Annotated in this window: 16 protein-coding genes and 1 pseudogene; 11 read left to right on the forward strand and 6 right to left on the reverse strand. The window is 63.9% G+C overall.

Annotated features, from left to right (window positions below; genetic code table 11):
* Positions 1-145: 145 nt before the first annotated feature.
* The 3 genes from kdgR to kduI form a co-directional block, all read right to left on the reverse strand.
* Positions 146-1,030, reverse strand: a complete 885-nt coding sequence (kdgR, locus tag KFO72_RS36705; RefSeq protein WP_054932403.1) for a DNA-binding transcriptional regulator KdgR — start codon at positions 1,028-1,030, stop codon at positions 146-148.
* Between the two features lie 97 nt (positions 1,031-1,127).
* Complete coding sequence (kduD, locus tag KFO72_RS36710) at positions 1,128-1,907, reverse strand: 2-dehydro-3-deoxy-D-gluconate 5-dehydrogenase KduD (RefSeq protein WP_225034139.1); 780 nt, start codon at positions 1,905-1,907, stop codon at positions 1,128-1,130.
* Between the two features lie 35 nt (positions 1,908-1,942).
* Positions 1,943-2,779, reverse strand: a complete 837-nt coding sequence (gene kduI / locus KFO72_RS36715) for a 5-dehydro-4-deoxy-D-glucuronate isomerase (RefSeq protein WP_225034140.1) — start codon at positions 2,777-2,779, stop codon at positions 1,943-1,945.
* 282 nt (positions 2,780-3,061) lie between these two features.
* On the opposite strand from kduI, the gene kdgT reads away from it, so the two are divergent.
* The gene (gene kdgT, locus KFO72_RS36720; protein ID WP_054932400.1) at positions 3,062-4,081 is read left to right on the forward strand and encodes a 2-keto-3-deoxygluconate transporter; all 1,020 of its coding nucleotides are present in this window, start codon (positions 3,062-3,064) and stop codon (positions 4,079-4,081) included.
* 155 nt (positions 4,082-4,236) lie between these two features.
* Here the strand turns inward: kdgT and KFO72_RS36725 are convergent, their stop codons facing one another.
* Entirely contained in the window at positions 4,237-5,451 is a 1,215-nt protein-coding gene (locus KFO72_RS36725; protein WP_107204181.1) for an MFS transporter, read from the reverse strand.
* A 1,035-nt stretch (positions 5,452-6,486) separates the two neighbouring features.
* Here KFO72_RS36725 and KFO72_RS36730 point away from each other — a divergent pair.
* From KFO72_RS36730 to KFO72_RS36755, 6 genes are all read left to right on the forward strand, one after another.
* Positions 6,487-7,425 (forward strand): LysR family transcriptional regulator, encoded by a 939-nt coding sequence (locus KFO72_RS36730; RefSeq protein ID WP_225034141.1) that lies wholly within the window; start codon positions 6,487-6,489, stop codon positions 7,423-7,425.
* Between the two features lie 134 nt (positions 7,426-7,559).
* Positions 7,560-8,087 (forward strand): 2,4'-dihydroxyacetophenone dioxygenase family protein, encoded by a 528-nt coding sequence (locus KFO72_RS36735; RefSeq protein ID WP_054932398.1) that lies wholly within the window; start codon positions 7,560-7,562, stop codon positions 8,085-8,087.
* A gap of 3 nt (positions 8,088-8,090) precedes the next feature.
* Positions 8,091-8,849, forward strand: coding sequence for an SDR family NAD(P)-dependent oxidoreductase (locus KFO72_RS36740; protein ID WP_225034142.1), 759 nt, complete (start codon positions 8,091-8,093; stop codon positions 8,847-8,849).
* Between the two features lie 74 nt (positions 8,850-8,923).
* Positions 8,924-10,237, forward strand: a complete 1,314-nt coding sequence (locus KFO72_RS36745; RefSeq protein ID WP_054932395.1) for an MFS transporter — start codon at positions 8,924-8,926, stop codon at positions 10,235-10,237.
* Between the two features lie 11 nt (positions 10,238-10,248).
* Positions 10,249-10,980 (forward strand): SDR family NAD(P)-dependent oxidoreductase, encoded by a 732-nt coding sequence (locus KFO72_RS36750; RefSeq protein WP_225034143.1) that lies wholly within the window; start codon positions 10,249-10,251, stop codon positions 10,978-10,980.
* A gap of 69 nt (positions 10,981-11,049) precedes the next feature.
* Positions 11,050-11,859: an IclR family transcriptional regulator gene (locus KFO72_RS36755; protein WP_054932393.1), complete on the forward strand. Its 810-nt coding sequence runs from the start codon at positions 11,050-11,052 to the stop codon at positions 11,857-11,859.
* Between the two features lie 30 nt (positions 11,860-11,889).
* On the opposite strand, the gene KFO72_RS36760 is transcribed toward KFO72_RS36755, so the two are convergent.
* Positions 11,890-12,846: a LysR family transcriptional regulator gene (locus tag KFO72_RS36760; RefSeq protein ID WP_054932392.1), complete on the reverse strand. Its 957-nt coding sequence runs from the start codon at positions 12,844-12,846 to the stop codon at positions 11,890-11,892.
* Between the two features lie 87 nt (positions 12,847-12,933).
* Between KFO72_RS36760 and KFO72_RS36765 the strand changes: the two genes are divergently transcribed.
* The 4 genes from KFO72_RS36765 to KFO72_RS36780 all read left to right on the forward strand — a co-directional run bounded on the left by KFO72_RS36765 (position 12,934) and on the right by KFO72_RS36780 (position 17,122).
* Positions 12,934-13,995 (forward strand): Gfo/Idh/MocA family protein, encoded by a 1,062-nt coding sequence (locus KFO72_RS36765; RefSeq protein ID WP_225034144.1) that lies wholly within the window; start codon positions 12,934-12,936, stop codon positions 13,993-13,995.
* A gap of 29 nt (positions 13,996-14,024) precedes the next feature.
* A complete protein-coding gene (gene aroQ / locus KFO72_RS36770) occupies positions 14,025-14,462 on the forward strand; it encodes a type II 3-dehydroquinate dehydratase (RefSeq protein WP_054932390.1) in 438 nt (145 codons plus the stop codon).
* Between the two features lie 118 nt (positions 14,463-14,580).
* Positions 14,581-14,742: a DUF1328 domain-containing protein gene (locus tag KFO72_RS36775; RefSeq protein ID WP_035993948.1), complete on the forward strand. Its 162-nt coding sequence runs from the start codon at positions 14,581-14,583 to the stop codon at positions 14,740-14,742.
* A 466-nt stretch (positions 14,743-15,208) separates the two neighbouring features.
* Entirely contained in the window at positions 15,209-17,122 is a 1,914-nt protein-coding gene (locus KFO72_RS36780) for an AAA family ATPase (protein WP_062918174.1), read from the forward strand.
* Between the two features lie 71 nt (positions 17,123-17,193).
* Here the strand turns inward: KFO72_RS36780 and KFO72_RS36785 are convergent.
* A pseudogene (locus KFO72_RS36785) lies at positions 17,194-17,755 on the reverse strand (hypothetical protein); the annotation flags it as partial.

The raw sequence follows: 17,755 nt of genomic DNA on the forward strand, positions 1-17,755 counted from the left end.
ATGACTTTTACCTCTCATGATATGCCTCGCCCACAAAATGACGGATAGGCCCGGCAAACCCCACAACAACCAAACCGCTCGCACAACACCACCGCATCGCGGATACAGAACCAGACCGCCCGCGCCGCAAAGGCGCCTTCCTCCCTCATCCCGGATGCGTGACCTCAGCCGCCTCCTGCGCCTGCTCACGATACCCGAGGCGCGCCGACACAGCAGCCCCTGCAGCCTTGAGCAAACCCACGTAATGCAACCTGGTATCAGCCCCGCACCGCATGGTCGGAAACGACACAGAAAGCCCCGCAATCACACGCCCGAATCGATCGAACACAGGCACAGCCAGACATCGCAAGCCTTCTTCCTGCTCCTCGATATCCTCGCCATAACCCTGCGCCCGCACTTGCGGCAAAATGCTCATCACGGCATCGGCTGAGGCCAGCGTCTTCGCCGTCGACTTGCGAAACTCGACATGCGACAACACCTCGCGCGCTTCAGCAGGCTCCATCCACGCCAGCAACACCTTGCCAATCGCCGTGCTATGCAACGGATTGCGCCGCCCAATGCGCGACTGCATCCGCAATCCATAGTCGGCGTCGATCTTGTGAATATAGATAATCGCGTCTTCGTCGAATGTGCCGAGATGCACGGCCTCACGCGTCGCGCCCGCAATGCGCCGCATTTCGATGTCGGCCTCGCGCACGAGATCGACGCTTTCCAGCGCCTTCGCGCCCAGTTCGAACAGGCGGATGGTCAGGCGATACCGCTCGGTCTCGACCTCTTGCGTCACATACCCAAGCGCCCTGAGCGTCTGCAGCACGCGATGCACCGTCGTCTTCGACAGCGAAAGCCGTTGCGACAGCTCGCTGATGCCAATCTGCCCGCTGTCGCCAATCGCGCCGAGAATCGCGAACACGCGCGCGATCGACGACAGCGATTCGCCTTTGTCGGCGGCGTCCGCGTCGGACGCGGGCGGGGCGGCGGCGCGCTTGCGGGGCGCGGCGGCCGTGGTCTTGAGTTTGTCGATGGCTGCCATAGTCTCTGCGCAGCGGTTGCCCGCAGCGTCCTTCCACAACGATGTTTCTGATCGCCGAAATATACCGCGTGCGCCGCGCAATTCACATCAAATCACATCACCGCGCGAGCCAGCCGCCGTCGACAGCGAGCGTATGGCCGTGCACATAGTCCGAAGCCGGCGACGCCAGAAACACGACGGGCCCCGCGAGATCGTCAGGCGTGCCCCAGCGTCCCGCCGGAATGCGCGCGACGATCTCGCTGTTGCGCTGCTCGTCGTCGCGCAGCGCCGCCGTGTTCGCCGTCGCCATGTAGCCCGGCGCGATCGCATTCACGTTGATGCCGCGCGCGGCCCATTCGTTGGCAAGCAGGCGCGTGAGTCCGAGCATGCCGCTTTTCGACGACGTGTACGACGCGACGCGGATGCCGCCCTGGAACGACAGCATCGACGCGACGTTGATGATCTTGCCGCGCTGCTCCCGTTCGACGTAATGGCGCGCAACGGCCTGCGCCAGAAAGAACGCGCTCTTCAGGTTCACGTTCATCACCGCGTCCCAGTCGTCCTCGCTGAACGTGAGCGCGTCCGCGCGCCGGATGATGCCCGCGTTGTTCACCAGCACGTCGATGCGCCCGCAGGCTTCGAGCGCCGCGCGCACGATGTCGTCGACGGGCGCGATGTCCGACAGGTCGGCGCTCACGCCGACATAGCGCCGGCCCAGCGCCTTCACCTGTTGCGCGGTGTCGCTGTCGTCCGAACGGCTCACGCCGACGATGTCGCAGCCCGCGGCCGCGAGCGCGCGCGCCATGCCCGCGCCGAGCCCCGTGTTGCTGCCCGTGACGAGCGCGACCTTGCCGCTGAGATCGAAGGGACGCAAAGGTTGCGAAGGGTATGAAGTCATGCGCGATTCCTGTTCGATGAAAGCCTGCGTTGCATTCAGCGCAGATCGCGCACGGCGAGATGGTCCATGTCGCTGAACACCTGGTTCTCGCCGACCATGCCCCAGATGAACGTATAGGCGCGCGTGCCGACGCCCGAGTGAATCGACCAGCTCGGCGAGATCACGGCCTGCTCGTTGTGCACGAGAATGTGCCGCGTCTCCTGCGGCTCGCCGAGCATGTGGAAGACGGCGGCATCGTCGGCGACGTTGAAGTAGAAATAGACCTCCATGCGCCGCTCGTGTGTGTGGCAAGGCATCGTGTTCCAGAGGCTGCCGGGTTCGAGCTTCGTCATGCCCATCGACAGCTGGCAGGTGGGCAGCACTTCGGGAACGATGAACTTGTAGATCGTGCGGCGATTGCTCGTAGCGGGATCGCCGAGCGTTTGCGGCGCTGCCTCGGCGAGCGTGATGGTGCGCGTCGGATACGTGGCCTGCGCGGGCGCGCAGTTCAGGTAGAACTTCGCGGGATGCGCGGCATCCTCGCTGCCGAAGGTCAGCGACTGCGTGCCCTTGCCGACGTAGATCGCTTCCTCGTTGCGCACCACGAAGCGCTTGCCGTCCGCCTCGACCCAACCGTCACCGCCGATATTGATCGCGCCGAGTTCGCGCCGCTCCAGCAGATAGCCGACGCCGATCGACTTGCCGAGCGAGCTGGGCACTTCGACGGCGCGCGTCTGCGGAAACGCGCCGCCGACGATGATCCGGTCGATATGGCTATACGTGAGCGCGAGCGCATCCGGCTCGAACACTTTCTCGACCAGAAACTCTTTTCTGAGGCCTGCCGTGTCGAGCGTTTTTGCGTACTCGCTGTTGATGCTCTGCCTGACTTTCATGTCTCCTCCACTGCCGGGCGGCACGCTGGACGCCGCCTCAGGGTTGATTGTGCGCGCAGTCTAGCATAATCGGAACGCCGGTCCGAAATATGGAAAACGCCAGATTTTCATATTGCGGGGAGATGAACTGTTATAGCAGGGTAAACGATTAATCTGCGTGACGACAAAAACGGAACATCGTTCCTTTGTCGATGCTATAGTCCGCGGACAGGTGGATGTAGCCGGACCATACCGGAGCTTTCCGCCGTTCCCATCACCGGCCTGGCGTCGTATGGAGGAGACATGAAACTGAAGAAGGTAATCGACCGCGTACCGGGCGGTCTCATGCTGATACCGCTGTTGCTCGGCGCGTGCGTGCATTCGTTCGCGCCTGGCGCCGGCAAGTATTTTGGGTCGTTCACGAATGGCCTGATCACGGGCACCGTGCCGATTCTCGCTGTCTGGTTCTTCTGCATGGGCGCGACCATCGATCTGCGCGCCACGGGCACCGTGCTGCGCAAATCGGGCACTTTGCTCGTCACGAAGATGCTGGTCGCGTGGCTCGCGACGATCGTCGCGTCTTCGCTGCTGCCTATAGACGGCATCAAGACGGGGCTGTTCGCCGGGCTGTCGGTGCTGGCCATCACGACCTCGATGGACATGACCAACGGCGGCCTCTATGCCGCCGTGATGCAGCAGTACGGCACGAAGGAAGAAGCGGGCGCGTTCGTGCTGATGTCGATCGAATCGGGGCCGCTCGTCAGCATGATTATTCTCGGCGCGACGGGCGTCGCGTTCTTCGAGCCGCGGCTGTTCATCGGCGCGGTGCTGCCGTTCGTCATCGGCTTCACGCTCGGCAATCTCGATAGCGCGCTGCGCGAACTGTTCGGCCGCTGCGTGGTGCCGTTGATTCCGTTCTTCGGCTTTGCGCTCGGCAACGGCATCGACCTGAACGTGATCGTCAAGAGCGGCATTCCGGGCGTGCTGCTCGGGCTCGGCGTGATCGTCATCACGGGCATTCCGCTGATTCTCGCCGACCGCTATATTGCGGGCGGCAATGGCGCGGCGGGTCTGGCGGCATCGTCGACGGCGGGCGCGGCCGTCGCCAATCCGTCGATCATCGGCGAGATGATTCCGCGCTTCAAGCCGATGGTGCCGGCAGCGACGGCGATGGTCGCCACCGCGTGCCTCGTCACCGCGATTCTCGTACCGATCCTGACGGCGATGTGGGCGAGGCGTGCCCGGCTGAAAGCAGGGCAGAGCGCGCGGATGGACGAGGACGAAGCGGGGCCGTTGCCGCAGCCGCTCGGCGCGCACGAATAACGCGCACAAGCGGCGCAAAAGCGGCGCAAAAGCAACGCGAAACCAACGCACCAGCGACTCGCACGCTGCAGGCAAAACGGCGCGAGCCGGCAGATCAGTCGAGCCGGTTCGCGCCGTTGTCGTTGATGCTGTCGAAAGAAAGGCCGTTCAGGTGTTCATGCGTGGCCTGCTGCATGCGGCCGGCCGATCACGAGGTAATGTGCGAGCGCGATCACTGGGAAAGCCGTCGCGACGCTTGCCACCAGCGTCCAGCCGCCGTGATCGTACAGCGGGCTGGCGAGCGCCGAACCGATCGCGCCACCGACGAAAATGCTCGTCATATACAGCGCGTTCAAGCGGTTGCGGCTCGCGGCGTGCAGCGCGTAGATTTCGCGCTGGCCGAGCACCATGTTCATCTGCACCGCGAAGTCGAGCACGACACCCGTCACGACGAGACCGGCAACGCCCCACGCCGGATGGATCAGACCTGGCGTATAGGCGAGCGCGCCGACCACCAGCGCGATCAGCGTCGCACGCACCGTGTGGCCTGCGTCCGCGAGCCGGCCCGCGATGGGCGCCGACGTCGCGCCGATTGCGCCCACCAGCGCGAACACGGCGATCGCCGTCTGCGACAGGCCGTAATGCCGGGTCAGCTCGACGGGCACGGCGGTCCAGAACAGGCTGAACGAGCCGAACATCAGCGCCTGATACAGCGCGCGATGACGCAGCACGGGCATGGTGCGCAGCAGATGGCCGAGCGATGCGATCAGTTGCGGATAGGTGGCCTGGTGCGAGGGCTGGCGCTTTGGAATGGTCAGCGCGAGCACGGTCGTGACGATTGCCATGAGCACGGCGGCCGAGCCGAACACCACACGCCATCCGAAATGACCGGCGACGACGCTCGAAATGGGCCGCGACAGCAGGATGCCGAGTAGCAGCCCGCCCATGATCGTGCCTACGACGCGTCCACGCGTTTCATCCGGCGCGAGATGTGCGGCTAGCGGAATCAGGATCTGCACTGCAACGGAGCTGAAGCCGATCAGCAGCGAGACTGCGAGAAATGCGCCCGGCGCATGCGTGAACGACGCGGCCGCGAGGCTCGCAATCGATACGAGCGCTGTCGTGATCATCAGCTTGCGGTTTTCTAGCAGATCGCCTAGCGGCACGAGGAAGAACAGGCCGAGCGCGTAGCCGATCTGGGTGAGCGAGACGATCAGGCTCGCCATGCTACTCGACATGTGGATGGACGGGGCGATCAGTTCAGTGATCGGTTGCGCGTAGTACAGGTTGGCGACGATCGCGCCGCAACTGAATGCGAATAGCGCGATCAGGCCGCGCGTGAGCGCGGCTGGTGTGTCGCTGCGTGCGAGCGTCGAAGTACTGCTGGGCATGCTGGCTCCTATTTCTTTCGCCTGATTGACGGCTATCACCTGGATGCTTGGGGGGCGCGTTGTCGACGTTTTCTGTGTTGCTGGGCAGCATAGCGAATTGCAGGGAACAGTGCGCGCGGCGTGTATTCGAAAGGTTAGTGGGTGTGGTTGTTTTTGCGTTGGCATCCGCGGTTTGGTGTTTGCGTTGGCATCCGCGGTTTGGTGTTTTTTTCGCTGGCATCCGCGATGCGTTATCTAGCCTCACGCGTCGCCCCTGTGCGGGGCGGCACCTACTTTTCTTTGCCGCCGCAAAGAAAAGTAGGCAAAAGAAAGCGGCTCACACCGCCAGCCCTTGACCTTTGCCCACGGGCCCCCAACGTCCCCACGCTTCACTCGGCAACCACATGATGCATGCCCGTTGCCAGCGCTCTTGCTGGGCGCCTCACGCGCTTCACGCTCCCGCGTCACGCTATGCCCTGCCAGACAGTCCACGGTCGCCTAGGTGGCAAACTGTGTGTAGGCCCTCGGTGCTCCACATGCTTCACTCCAGACCGATTGCGCACGCGCGCCACCCTGTAAGAGCGCTAACGTGTATGTCAGGAAAACCTACACACAGTTTGCCACCTGGGCGGCACATACCATTCGCTGACGCTTGACCGGGTACGGGTATCCGAAGCGGGTGAGGCGTTCATTCGAAGCGTTGGCAACGGGCATTAATCAGCAAGTTGCCGTGTGAAGCGTGGGGACGTCGGGGGCCCGTGGACAAAGGTCAAGAATTGGCGGTGTGAGCCGCTTTCTTTTGCCTACTTTTCTTTGCGGCGGCAAAGAAAAGTAGGTGCCGCCCCGCACAGGGGCAACGCTTGACGCACGCTAACAATTCGCGGATGCCAGCGAAAACGCCAAATCGCGGATCCCACCACAAACCCGACCACACCGAACACCGACCGCAAATTCCACAAACAGAGATTAACCTCTACGCCGCGAAGCTTGAATAGACACAAAACGCAAACGTCCGTTGCATAGAACGCATTCGCCATCATCGGCATAATCCCCCGCATGGACAAACTCCTCGCGTTGAACACATTGCTCGAAGTCGCCGATGCAGGCGGTTTCGCCCGCGCCGCACAGCGCCTCGGCGTCGCCACGTCGTCGGTCACGCGGCTGATGGACGCGCTCGAAGCATCGCTCGGCACAGCCCTGCTCACCCGCACGCCGCGTAAGGTCAGCCTGACGGATGCAGGCACCGCCTACGTCGAGCAGATATCCAAAGTGCTCGACGATCTCGCCGAGGCCGACGAGAGCATTCTCGACAGCGGCGCTGCACCCGTCGGCGCGCTGCGCATCACCGTGCCGTCCGCATACAACCGCATGCGGCTCGCGCCGCATCTCGCCGCGTTTCTCGCCGAGTATCCGCGCGTCGCGCTCGATGTCGTCGTCGCCGATCACTACGCAGACCTCGCCCTCGATCGCATCGACGTCGCCGTGCGCATCGGTCTGCTGTCGCGCGATCCGAATCTCGTCGTGAAGAAACTCGCGGACAATCCGCGCTATCTCGTCGCAAGCCACGACTATCTGCAACGCGCAGGCACGCCGCCGACCCCCGCCGCGCTCGCCGGGCACGAATGTCTGCGCATCGCATACGGCGGCAGTTATCGCGCGCGCCAGGTGTGGACGTTCAGCCGCGACGCGGAACACGAACGTATCGATGTGCGCGGACGGCTCATTTCCAACAGCCTGGAGATGCTGGTCGAAGCCGCGCTCGCCGGGCAAGGGCTGGCGCTGTTGCCGGACTGGCTCGTCAATCACGAGATCGACGCGGGACGTCTGATGCGCCTCTTCACCGATTACGACGTGACGCCGCAGAACGGCGAGGCCGTCGTCTATGCCGCGTATCTGCCCAATCGCCGTCATTCGAGCAAGGTGAAAGCGCTGCTGCGTTTTCTCGAAACGCGCATCGGCGGCGCGACGGAAAGCGCGGCTGAAACGCTTCGTTGAGCAGCGGTCCGGTCTTTTCTCCACGCGTGCGCAATCCCGAAATCAACGCTTGACACGGCATGCGATCCGTTCGACCATTGTGTCCATAATACGATTTTCAAGTCCATAATATGGATGAAATCTTCGGAGACACAATGACAGCCCCAACCAACGGCGTCGACGCGATGACGCCTTATCAACTCCCCAATCCGCCCGAAGCGCTGCGCGAGATCGTCGTCGAGTCGGCGATTCCGCAGGATGAACGCGTCTGGGTGCCGCAGGGAGAGAACGTCTCGTTCCGCCCGCTGTGTCTGAACGTGTCGAGCGGTTACTGGATGAATCTGCTGCGCGTGCGCAAGTCGGGCGTGCTGAGCCGTCATCGCCATCCGCAGGCGGTGCACGGCATGGTGCTCAAAGGGCGCTGGCGCTATCTGGAGCACGACTGGGTCGCGACGGAAGGCAGCTACGTGTTCGAGCCGCCAGGCGAAACGCACACGCTCTATGTGCCCGAAGACGTCGAAGAGATGATCACGTACTTCCAGGTCAACGGCGTCATGTACTACTGCGACCCATACGGCAATCACACCGGCTACGAAGACGTGTTCACGAAGCTCGACATGTGCCGCGCGCACTACGAGCGCGTCGGGCTCGGCGCGAACTATGTCGACCAGTTCGTGAGGTGAGCGGTGAATGCGCCTCTCGACTTGCGCCGCGCATCGTACGACTTTGCGGGCGCAGTGGCCGTCGTGACGGGCGGCTCGCGCGGGATCGGCGCGGCGATCGCGCGCCGGCTCGCGGAATGCGGCGCATCGGTTGCCGTGTGGGATCGCGATACGCAGGCTTCTTTCACCGATAGCCCGCGCATCGCGTGCTTTGCCGTCGATATCGCGGACATCGCATCGGTAGAGCGCGCTGCGCAGGCGACGCTCGAACGCTTCGGCGGCGTGAACGTGCTCGTCAACAACGCGGGCTACGCGGGACCGACGATGCCGCTCGACGAATACGATCCCGCCGAATGGTCGCGCATCGTCGATGTGAACCTCAAGGGGACCTTCAACGTTTGCCGGCAACTGGTGCCCACGCTGCGCCGCGCGCGCGACGCACGCATCGTCAACATTGCGTCGCTCGCGGGCAAGGAAGGCACGCCGAATGCGTCGGCGTATAGCGCGGCGAAAGCGGGCGTGCTGGCGCTGACGAAGTCGCTCGGCAAGGAACTCGCGCGAGGCAGCGTGCTCGTCAACGCGATCGCACCGGCAGCGGTGCGCACGACGCTGCTCGAACAGATGTCGCCCGCGCACGTGCAGACCATGATCGACAAGAGCCCGATGAAGCGCCTCGGGGAGCCCGACGAGGTCGCGGAATTGGCGCTGTGGCTGTGCTCGTCGTCGTGCACGTTCAGCACGGGTGCGGTGTTCGATCTTTCTGGAGGACGCGCTAGCTGTTGATTTGCCGGAAACACCATGCCATTCACGCAATGACTTCCACACAGACTCGCAAGAGCAACGGAGGAGACAGACACATGCAAGCGAAATCACCGCGCCTCAGGCGCATTCAATGGGTCGCGCTAACGTTCCTGACGCTGGCGGGCATCGTCAATTATCTGGACCGCAGCACGCTTTCCATCGCCAATCATTCGGTGAGCGGCGAACTGGGCTTGACGGCGTCGCAAATGGGGCTGCTGCTGTCGGCCTTTTCGTTTGCGTACGCATTTTCGCAGCTTCCCGTCGGCGCGATGCTCGACCGCTTCGGCGCGCGCGTGATGCTCGGCCTGGGCATGTTCGTGTGGTCGTGCGCGCAGCTGTGCGGCGGCCTCGTGCATACGTTGCCGCAGTTTCTCGCGGCGCGCATCGCGCTCGGCATCGGCGAGGCGCCGCAATTTCCGGCGGGCGCGAAAGTCGTCAGCGAATGGTATGCCCTGCGCGAACGTGGCCGCCCGACGGGCATCTTCACCACCTCGTCGACGATCGGCCCGGCACTCGCGCCGCCCATTCTCACCGTGCTGCTGCTCTCGTTCGGCTGGCGCTGGATGTTCGTCGTGATGGGCGTGCTCGGGATTGCGGTGTCGATCGGCTGGTACATGATCTATCGCAATCGCGCCGACATCGCGCTCGAACCGCACGAGGTCAAGCATCTGACGGAAGAAGAGCCGCTCGCGCGCGCGGAACGCAAGATGACGTTCGTGGAATGGCGCGGCCTGTTCGGTTCCGCGACCACGTGGGGCATGATCTTCGGCTTCATGGGCGTGATCTATATGGTGTGGCTGTATCTCACGTGGCTGCCCGCGTATCTCGAACACGAACGGCATCTGACCATCGCGAAGACGGGCTGGGTCGTGTCGATTCCGTACATCTTCGGCACGCTCGGCATGCTGTCGAGCGGCTTCGTCGCCGATGGCCTGATGGCGCGCGGCATGGCGCCCATCCGCAGCCGCAAGTGGCCGATCTGCTGCGGCCTGATCGGCGCGGCCGTGTTCACGGTGCCCGCCGCATTCACGCCGACGCTGACGCTCGCGATCGTCTATCTCTCTCTGGCGATGTACTTCGTCAACCTGGCGAGCGGCGCGGCATGGGCGCTCGTCAGCGTGGCCGCGCCGCGGCACCTCGTGGCGTCGCTGGGCAGCATCCAGAACTTCGGCGGCTATTTCGGCGGCTCGTTCGCGCCGTTCATCACGGGCGTGGTGGTCGACAAGACGCATTCGTTCGTCAACGCGTTCCTGATCAGCGCGGGCGTCGCGTTCGCGGCGGCGCTCGTGTACATGTTCGTCGTGCGCATGCCGATCGCCGAACGCGCTGACGAAGGCGCGGCAGCCGAAACCCGCATGACTCACTCCTGAACTTCACCGATATGACGTTTCAACACGATCTGTTTGCAGGCAAGACGGCCGTCGTCACGGGCGGCACGCAAGGCATCGGCGCGGGCATCGCGCGTCAGCTCGCGGCGCTCGGCGCACGCGTGATCGCGGCGGGTCTCGCGCCGACCGACGAGCAACGCAGCGCGCTCGCCGCCGACGGCATCGAAGCGGTGCCGCTCGACGTCGCATCGAAGGAGGGCGTCGACGCGCTGTTCGCGTCGTTGCCTTCGCTCGACATGCTGGTCAATTGCGCGGGCGTGATACGTCGTGGCGACGAACTCGACCCCGAGGTCTTCGCGCAGGTGATCGACGTGAACCTCACGGGCACGATGCGCGCGTGCGCGGCGGCGCGGCCGCTGTTGCGCGCGCAGGGCGGCGCGATCGTCAACACGGCTTCGATGCTGAGCTTTTTCGGCGGCGGGCTGGTGCCGGGCTATAGCGCGAGCAAGGGCGGCGTCGCGCAATTGACGAAGTCGCTCGCCATCGCATATGCGCCCGACCGCATCCGCGTGAACGCGGTGGCGCCGGGCTGGATCGCCACGCCGCTGACGCACGCGCTGCAGCACGACGACGAACGTTCGAAGGCGATCCTCGATCGCACGCCGCTCGGACGCTGGGGCTCGCCCGACGACATCGGCCCGGCCGTCGCCTTTCTCTGCTCGCCGGGCGCGTCGTTCATCACGGGCACGGTGCTGCCTGTCGACGGCGGATATCTGGTCGCCTGATGGCGGGGCGCAGCGGCTCGTTATAATCGCGTCGCTTTGCCCTGCACAATCAACGCTCCTCACACGACCATGCCGACACCCGCCGCCGACGCGCTCGAAGCCGCACGCGCCACAGGCACCGCCGCTTTTTCGAAGTTCATGTCGGTGCTGCAGTTGATCGCCGATGCGAAGGATGCGCCCAGCGTGCCGCAACTGGCGGCGGCGAGCGGCTTTCCACGTCCGACGGTGTATCGGATCGTCGGCGCGTTGATGGCCGAAGGTCTCGTCGTCGAAAGCCTGCGCGGCGGAACCTTCGAGCTCGGGCCACGCCTGATGACGCTCGCCAGCCGTAGCTGGGAACGCTCGGACGTGCGCGTCGCGGCGGCGGATGCCTTGCAGGCGCTGCGCGACGCGACGCAGGAAACCGTGCACCTCGCCGTGCGCAGCGGCAGCGAGATGGTCTACATCGAAAAACTGGAAAGCCCGCACGCGGTGCGCATGGCCTCGCGCATCGGCACGCGCGTGACCTTGTATTCGAGTTCGGTCGGCAAGGCGTACCTGGCGGCGCTGGACAATGCGGCGCGCGATGCGCTGCTCGAAGGTGTGACGCTCACGCGCTTCACGGCGAATACGATCGTCGAGCCGGATGCGCTGCGCAACGAACTGGATGAGACGCGCGAGCGCGGCTACGCCGAAGACCGCGAGGAAAACGAACCGCAGATCTTCTGCTACGGATGCGCGATTCGCGCCGCGGACGGCTTGCCCATTGCATGTATCAGCGTGAGCATTCCACTGTTCAGGCGCAGCGACACGCCATTGGAAACCTATGTCGAGCCGTTGCGCGCCGCGTGTGCGGCCGTTGCCGAACGGCTCGGGCCTGCGCCGCGTGCGGCAGGCTGAAGCCGCTGAAGCGGGCACTGCACGTTTCTGTCAGAAGCCGGCCACGCCGCGCGTTTTCAACGCGTGCGGCCCGCGCGTCAACTGTTCCTTCAGAAAGTCCACGCACACGCGAATCTTCGCGGACGATGACGCGCGCGCCGACGTCACGGCCCAGACATCGGCGGGTTGATGATGTTGCGGCAGCACGCGCGCGAGCGCGCCCGATTCGAGGCTCGATGCGACGTCCCAGATCGACGCCATGATCACGCCATAGCCTTCGAGCGCCCAGCGCTGGACGATGTCGCTGTGATTCGACGCGATCGGGCCCGTGACCTTCACCGACTTCTCGCCGTCCGGCCCCGTCAGGCGCCACACGCCGAAGCGCTGGTCGCGATCGCGAAACATCAGGCAATCGTGCTGCGCGAGATCGGCGAGCGTGCGGGGCGTCCCCGCCCGCTTCAGATAGGCGGGCGACGCACACAGGATGCGCGCGCTGTCGACGATCTTGTGCGCGATCAGATGCGGCTCCTGGATGTTGCCGACCCGTACGTCGATATCGAAGTTTTCGCCGACGAGATCGACGCGCCGGTCGAGCAGTTCGAGCCAGATTTCGAGTGCGGCATAGCGCTGTCTCAACAGCATGAGAATCGGCGATACGTGATCGCGGCCGAGGCGCAGGCTCGTGCTGATGCGGATCACGCCGCGCGGATCGCTCTTTAGCCCGGCGAAGGCGTCGGACATGCCTTGCACGTCGTCGAGGATTTTCTGCGCCCACTGGAACGCCGCTTCGCCGTCGCTCGTCACGCTGACGCGGCGGGTCGTGCGCAAGAACAGCTTCACGCCCAGACTCTTTTCGAGCAACGCGATGCGCTTGCTCACATGCGAAGGCGAGATGCCCATTTCGGTCGACGCGGTGATGAAGCTCGCGCGGCGGGCAACGGTGCAGAACAACTGCAGGTCGCGCAGGAAGCCGTCATTATTGGCTAATAGCGCATTATGATTTTCCATTTGGCTGCATTGTGTTGGTGATCGGCACGAGTAATCTAGTCGGAATTCACGAAGACGTCCAATCCTGGGCGATAACACGACGAAATCATGAGACAACTGCAGCTTGCCGTCGCCGGCGCCGGCTTGATTGGCCGACGCCACATCGAACTGATCCAGCAGAATCCGCGTTGCCGTCTGTCGGCGATCGTCGATCCGGGCCCCGCCGCGCGAGATGTGGCGAACCACGCCGACGTGCCGCTCTTTCGCACCCTCGGCGAACTGTTCGCCGCCAGCCGTCCCGATGGCGTGGTGCTCGCGACGCCGAACCAGTTGCATGTCGAGCAGGCGCTCGAATGCATCGGCGCGCGCGTTGCCGCGCTGATCGAGAAGCCCGTCGCGCATACTCTCGATGCAGGCGAGCGCCTGCGCGCCTCGGCTGATACGGCGGGCGTGCCGCTTCTGGTCGGCCATCATCGCGCGCACAGCCCGATTCTCGCGAAAGCGCGCGAGATCATCAGAGAAGGGCGGATCGGGAAAGTTGTCGGCGTGATGGGCAGCGCCATGTTCTTCAAACCCGACGATTACTTCGACGCCGCGCCGTGGCGGCGCGAAGCGGGCGGCGGACCCATCCTCCTCAACATGATTCACGAGATCGGCAATCTGCGTTCGCTGTGCGGCGAGATCGTCGCGGTGCAGGCGTTCGCGTCGAATGCGGCGCGCGGGTTTGCCGTCGAAGATACCGTGGCGATCAATCTGCGTTTCGAGAATGGCGCGCTCGGCACGTTTCTGTTGTCGGATACGGCCGCGTCGCCGCGCAGCTGGGAGCAGACCTCGCAGGAAAACAAGAGCTATGCGTCCTACGACGACGAAGACTGCTATGTGATCGCGGGCGATATGGGTTCGTTGTCCGTGCCTACGATGCGCCTGAAGACCTACGCTACCAGGGAGGCGCGCTCGTGGTGGAAGCCGTTCGACGTATCGGTTGCGAGCGTCGGGCGCACGGACCCGCTCGAGCGGCAACTGGATCACTTCTGCGACGTGATCGAAGGCGGCGCACAGCCGCTCGTCACCGTGCACGATGGCCTGCGGAACCTGCGCATTACAGAAGCCATCGCGGAATCGGCCCGAACCGGCGCGATCGTCGATACTCGGGGCAGCGCGACGGTCTGACGCGCTGATTTCGAACCAACGGAGGAAACATGAAAAAAGTACTGATGCTGCATGGGATCAACCACAACATGTTCGGCAAGCGCGATCCGGTGCAGTACGGCACGGTGACGCTCGCCGAAATCGACGATGCATTGCGGGCGCTGGGACGCGAGTTGAATGTCGAGGTCGACAGCTATCAGACCAATCATGAAGGCGACATGTGCGAGCGCATTCACCAGGCATTCACTGACGGCGCCGACGCCGTGCTGATCAACGCGGGCGCGTGGACGCACTACAGCTACGGAATCCGCGATGCGCTCGCGATTCTGACCGTCCCTGTCGTCGAGATTCATATGTCGAACATTCATGCGCGCGAGCCGTTTCGTCATCAGTCGGTTTTCGCGGAAATCGTGAAGGGGCAGATTTGCGGGTTCGGCGTGGACAGCTATCTGCTCGGATTGCGCGCGGCGGTTGCCGCCATCGCATAGGCTTCCCGCCTACGATCGAGACTCCGTTGCCTGCTGTCGGGTACACGGCTTGCTCAGGTGATGGGACGTCGCCGCGCAAGCAGCCCGGGACCATCACTCAAGCAACGGAGGTCGGAACATGCTTTATTACGCGTTGGTTTTCTTCGTTATTGCGCTGATCGCTGCGGTGTTCGGCTTCGGCGGAATTGCAGCGGGAGCGGCCGGCATCGCGAAGATCCTGTTCTTCCTGTTCCTCGTCATCTTCATCGTCACGTTGCTCATGGGTGTCGTGAGACGTTGACGTTGTCGGGCACAGGCGGAGCGTTTTCCGCTTTGTCTGTGCCCGATCTTCCTGTGACGAGCCTTGGCGCGGATGCAATGTCCGCGATCTGTCTTCGCTGCCTTGCGAAGATAAAAGTGTTTTGCTATCCGAACATCAATTGGTACTTCTTCCCGCAATGCGCCTTCTATAAGGCCAATCGGTTCGATTGCGCGAATCAGCCCTTAAATACGCCCTTTTCCGGCGTTTTGGAAATGGCATAAGCCTGGGCATAATGCGATAGACACACAGCGGTTGAAAGAGGGACGCATAAGCGTGTCTTTTTTACCGACGTCATTGCACTAAAGAACTGGTCCCTTCCTCGCTCGCGGCTGCGGCCACATTCCAATCCAGTCCCGTTACGCGCATCACGCGCGCGTGCTCCGTTTTATTTTTATCCGCGTCGACACGCGCCGGCCACCATGTGGCCCGTTTTAGGAATCAACTGATGAAACCGGCAAAGAATACGTTCTGGTCGCGCTACGGCCGCTATGTCATGCTCGGCGTGACGGCCACGGCGTTCGCGGCGCTCGTGACGTTCCTGCATCTGCGTCACGATCAGCGTAACGTGCAAGGCTCGCCGGTACTCACGGGCGTCGCGAGCGAAATGCGCAAGGACGCGTCGGCGTGGACACATCAGGAGCGCGATGCGTCGGAGATGCTGCGCGACATTCGCGAGCACAACGTCACGGCAGTCGGCGTGAGTCCGAATGCGATTCTCGTGTCGACGGGAGACGGCGCGAAGTACTACGTCACCGATCACAACGGCGCGTTCTCGAATGCGCTGCTGCTGGGTGAAATGAAAGCGGACGCGCATTCGCCGTATCAGATGGTGTACCTGCCGGATGCCGATATTCATACGGGCTCCGCGCGCTGGATGGATGCTTTCGACAAGGCCCGCGACGCCATCAGCGTACTGCTGCCGCTGTTGCTGATCGGCGGACTCGTGTGGTTCATGCGCCGTGAAATGACCAGCGGCGCGCGTCTGCTCGAAAGAACGCCCGCGCTTTCATTCGAGGACGTGATCGGCGCAGGCGAGGCGAAGGCCGCGTTGTCGGACATACAGGCCTATCTGACCGACCCGAAGCAGTTCACGGGAATGGGTGTGCGCGCGCCGTGCGGCATCCTGATGACGGGCGGCCCGGGCGTCGGCAAGACGCGTCTCGCGCAGGCGCTTGCGGGCGAGTGCGGGGCGAACTTCATTTCGATCACGGGCAGCTATTTCAGCGCGAAGTACTACGGCGTAGGCATTCAGAAGGTCAAGCATCTGTTCGAACTCGCGCGCAAGAACGCGCCCACCGTTATCTTCATCGACGAAGCCGATGGTCTCGCGAAGCGCACCGATACGGGCGGCGGTCCCGTCGAGGCCGAGAGCAATCGCGTCATCAACCAGTTGCTCGCGGAGATGGACGGCTTCGAATCGAACGAGGGCGTGATCATCGTCGCGGCGACGAATCATCCGGACAATCTCGACGAAGCGTTGCGCCGTCCTGGCCGTTTCGACCGCACGGTGCAGGTGCGTCTGCCCGATCTCGACGATCGCGCGGACATCATCCGCTTCTATGCGGAGCGGCTGACCTCGAAGGCGGAGGATATCGATTTCAATCAGCTCGCGCGGCTGACCACGGGCCTGTCGCCCGCAACGCTCGCGATGGTCGTCAATCAGGCCGGGCTGGTCGCGCGCAAGGCGGGCGACACGATGGTCGCGGCGAAGCACTTTGTCGAAGCGATCAAGATTGCGCGTATCGGCGATGTCAATGGCGCGGAGCGCGCGCTTACTGAAGAGGAACGCACCCGTATTGCTGTTCATGAAGCCGGACACGGACTCGTTGCCGCGCTGCTCGACACGGGCATCCTCGAAGAGGTGACGATTTTGCCGCGCGGCGGCGCATTGGGCGTTGCGCTGATCACGAAGACCCAGGACAAGCACCTGTACCGCGAAACGGAAATGCGCAACGAGATTCAGGTGCTGCTTGGCGGGCGCAACGCCGAATTGCTGATGTTCTCGGAGGCGTCGAGCGGTGCCGCGTCGGACTTGCAGGAAGCCTCGCGCATCAGCCTCGACATGGTGTCGAAGTTCGGCTTCAACGCGGACGGCGATCTGTTCAGCCTGGCCGCGCTGCCCGCGCAGTACGCGGGTTTGCAGATGAAGGGCGCCATCGAGCACGCGAACGTCCTGCTCAAGGATCTGAACGACGCATGCTATGCGCTGCTGCGCGACAACGAACCTGTGCTGCGCGCCATTGCGGACCAGTTGCTCGAATCGGAGACGGTGCCGGGCGAAACGGTGTATCGGTTGATCGACGCGCACAAGACGAGCCGCGACGGCTTGCATCTGGCGGAGCAGCCGGAAGCAGCATAGCGAGCCTCACGAAGCGACTTGGAAAGCGATCCACGAGTGTCGCCAGGAACGGGGTGGCCGGACGCGTACAGTCACCGGAGTGGCCGCTCGAGCGATGGATATCCGCATGGGATCTCGCGCTTCATGCTCTGCACGATCGGGTGACCGGTCTGGTAGCCGCTGACCTTTGTCTCTTGCGCAAAAAGGGGCGGTGGAAAACAAGGCGGCCGATTACCTCGACCCGCCCCCGCCGTGACCGCCTCCGCCGTTTCCGCCCCCGCCGTTCCCACCACCGCCGTGACCGCCTGCGCCGTTTCCGCCTGCGCCGTTTCCACCTGCGCCGTTTCCACCTGCGCCGTTTCCACTTGCGCCGTTTCCACTTGCGCCGTGACCGCCTGCACCGGCACCGCCTGCGCCCGCGCCGCCTGCACCGGCACCGCCTGCGCCCGCGCCGCCTGCACCGGCTCCGCCTGCGCCCGCACCACCTGCACCGGCACCACCTGCGCCCGCGCCGCCTGCGCCGTTTCCGCCTGCGCCGTGACCGCCTGCACCGGCACCGCCTGCGCCGGCACCGCCTGCACCGGCACCGCCTGCACCGGCACCGCCTGCGCCGGCACCGCCTGCACCGGCACCGCCTGCACCGGCACCGCCTGC

The organism is Paraburkholderia sp. XV (assembly GCF_020177535.1).
In the GTDB taxonomy this organism is placed as follows: Bacteria; Pseudomonadota; Gammaproteobacteria; order Burkholderiales; family Burkholderiaceae; genus Paraburkholderia; species Paraburkholderia caribensis.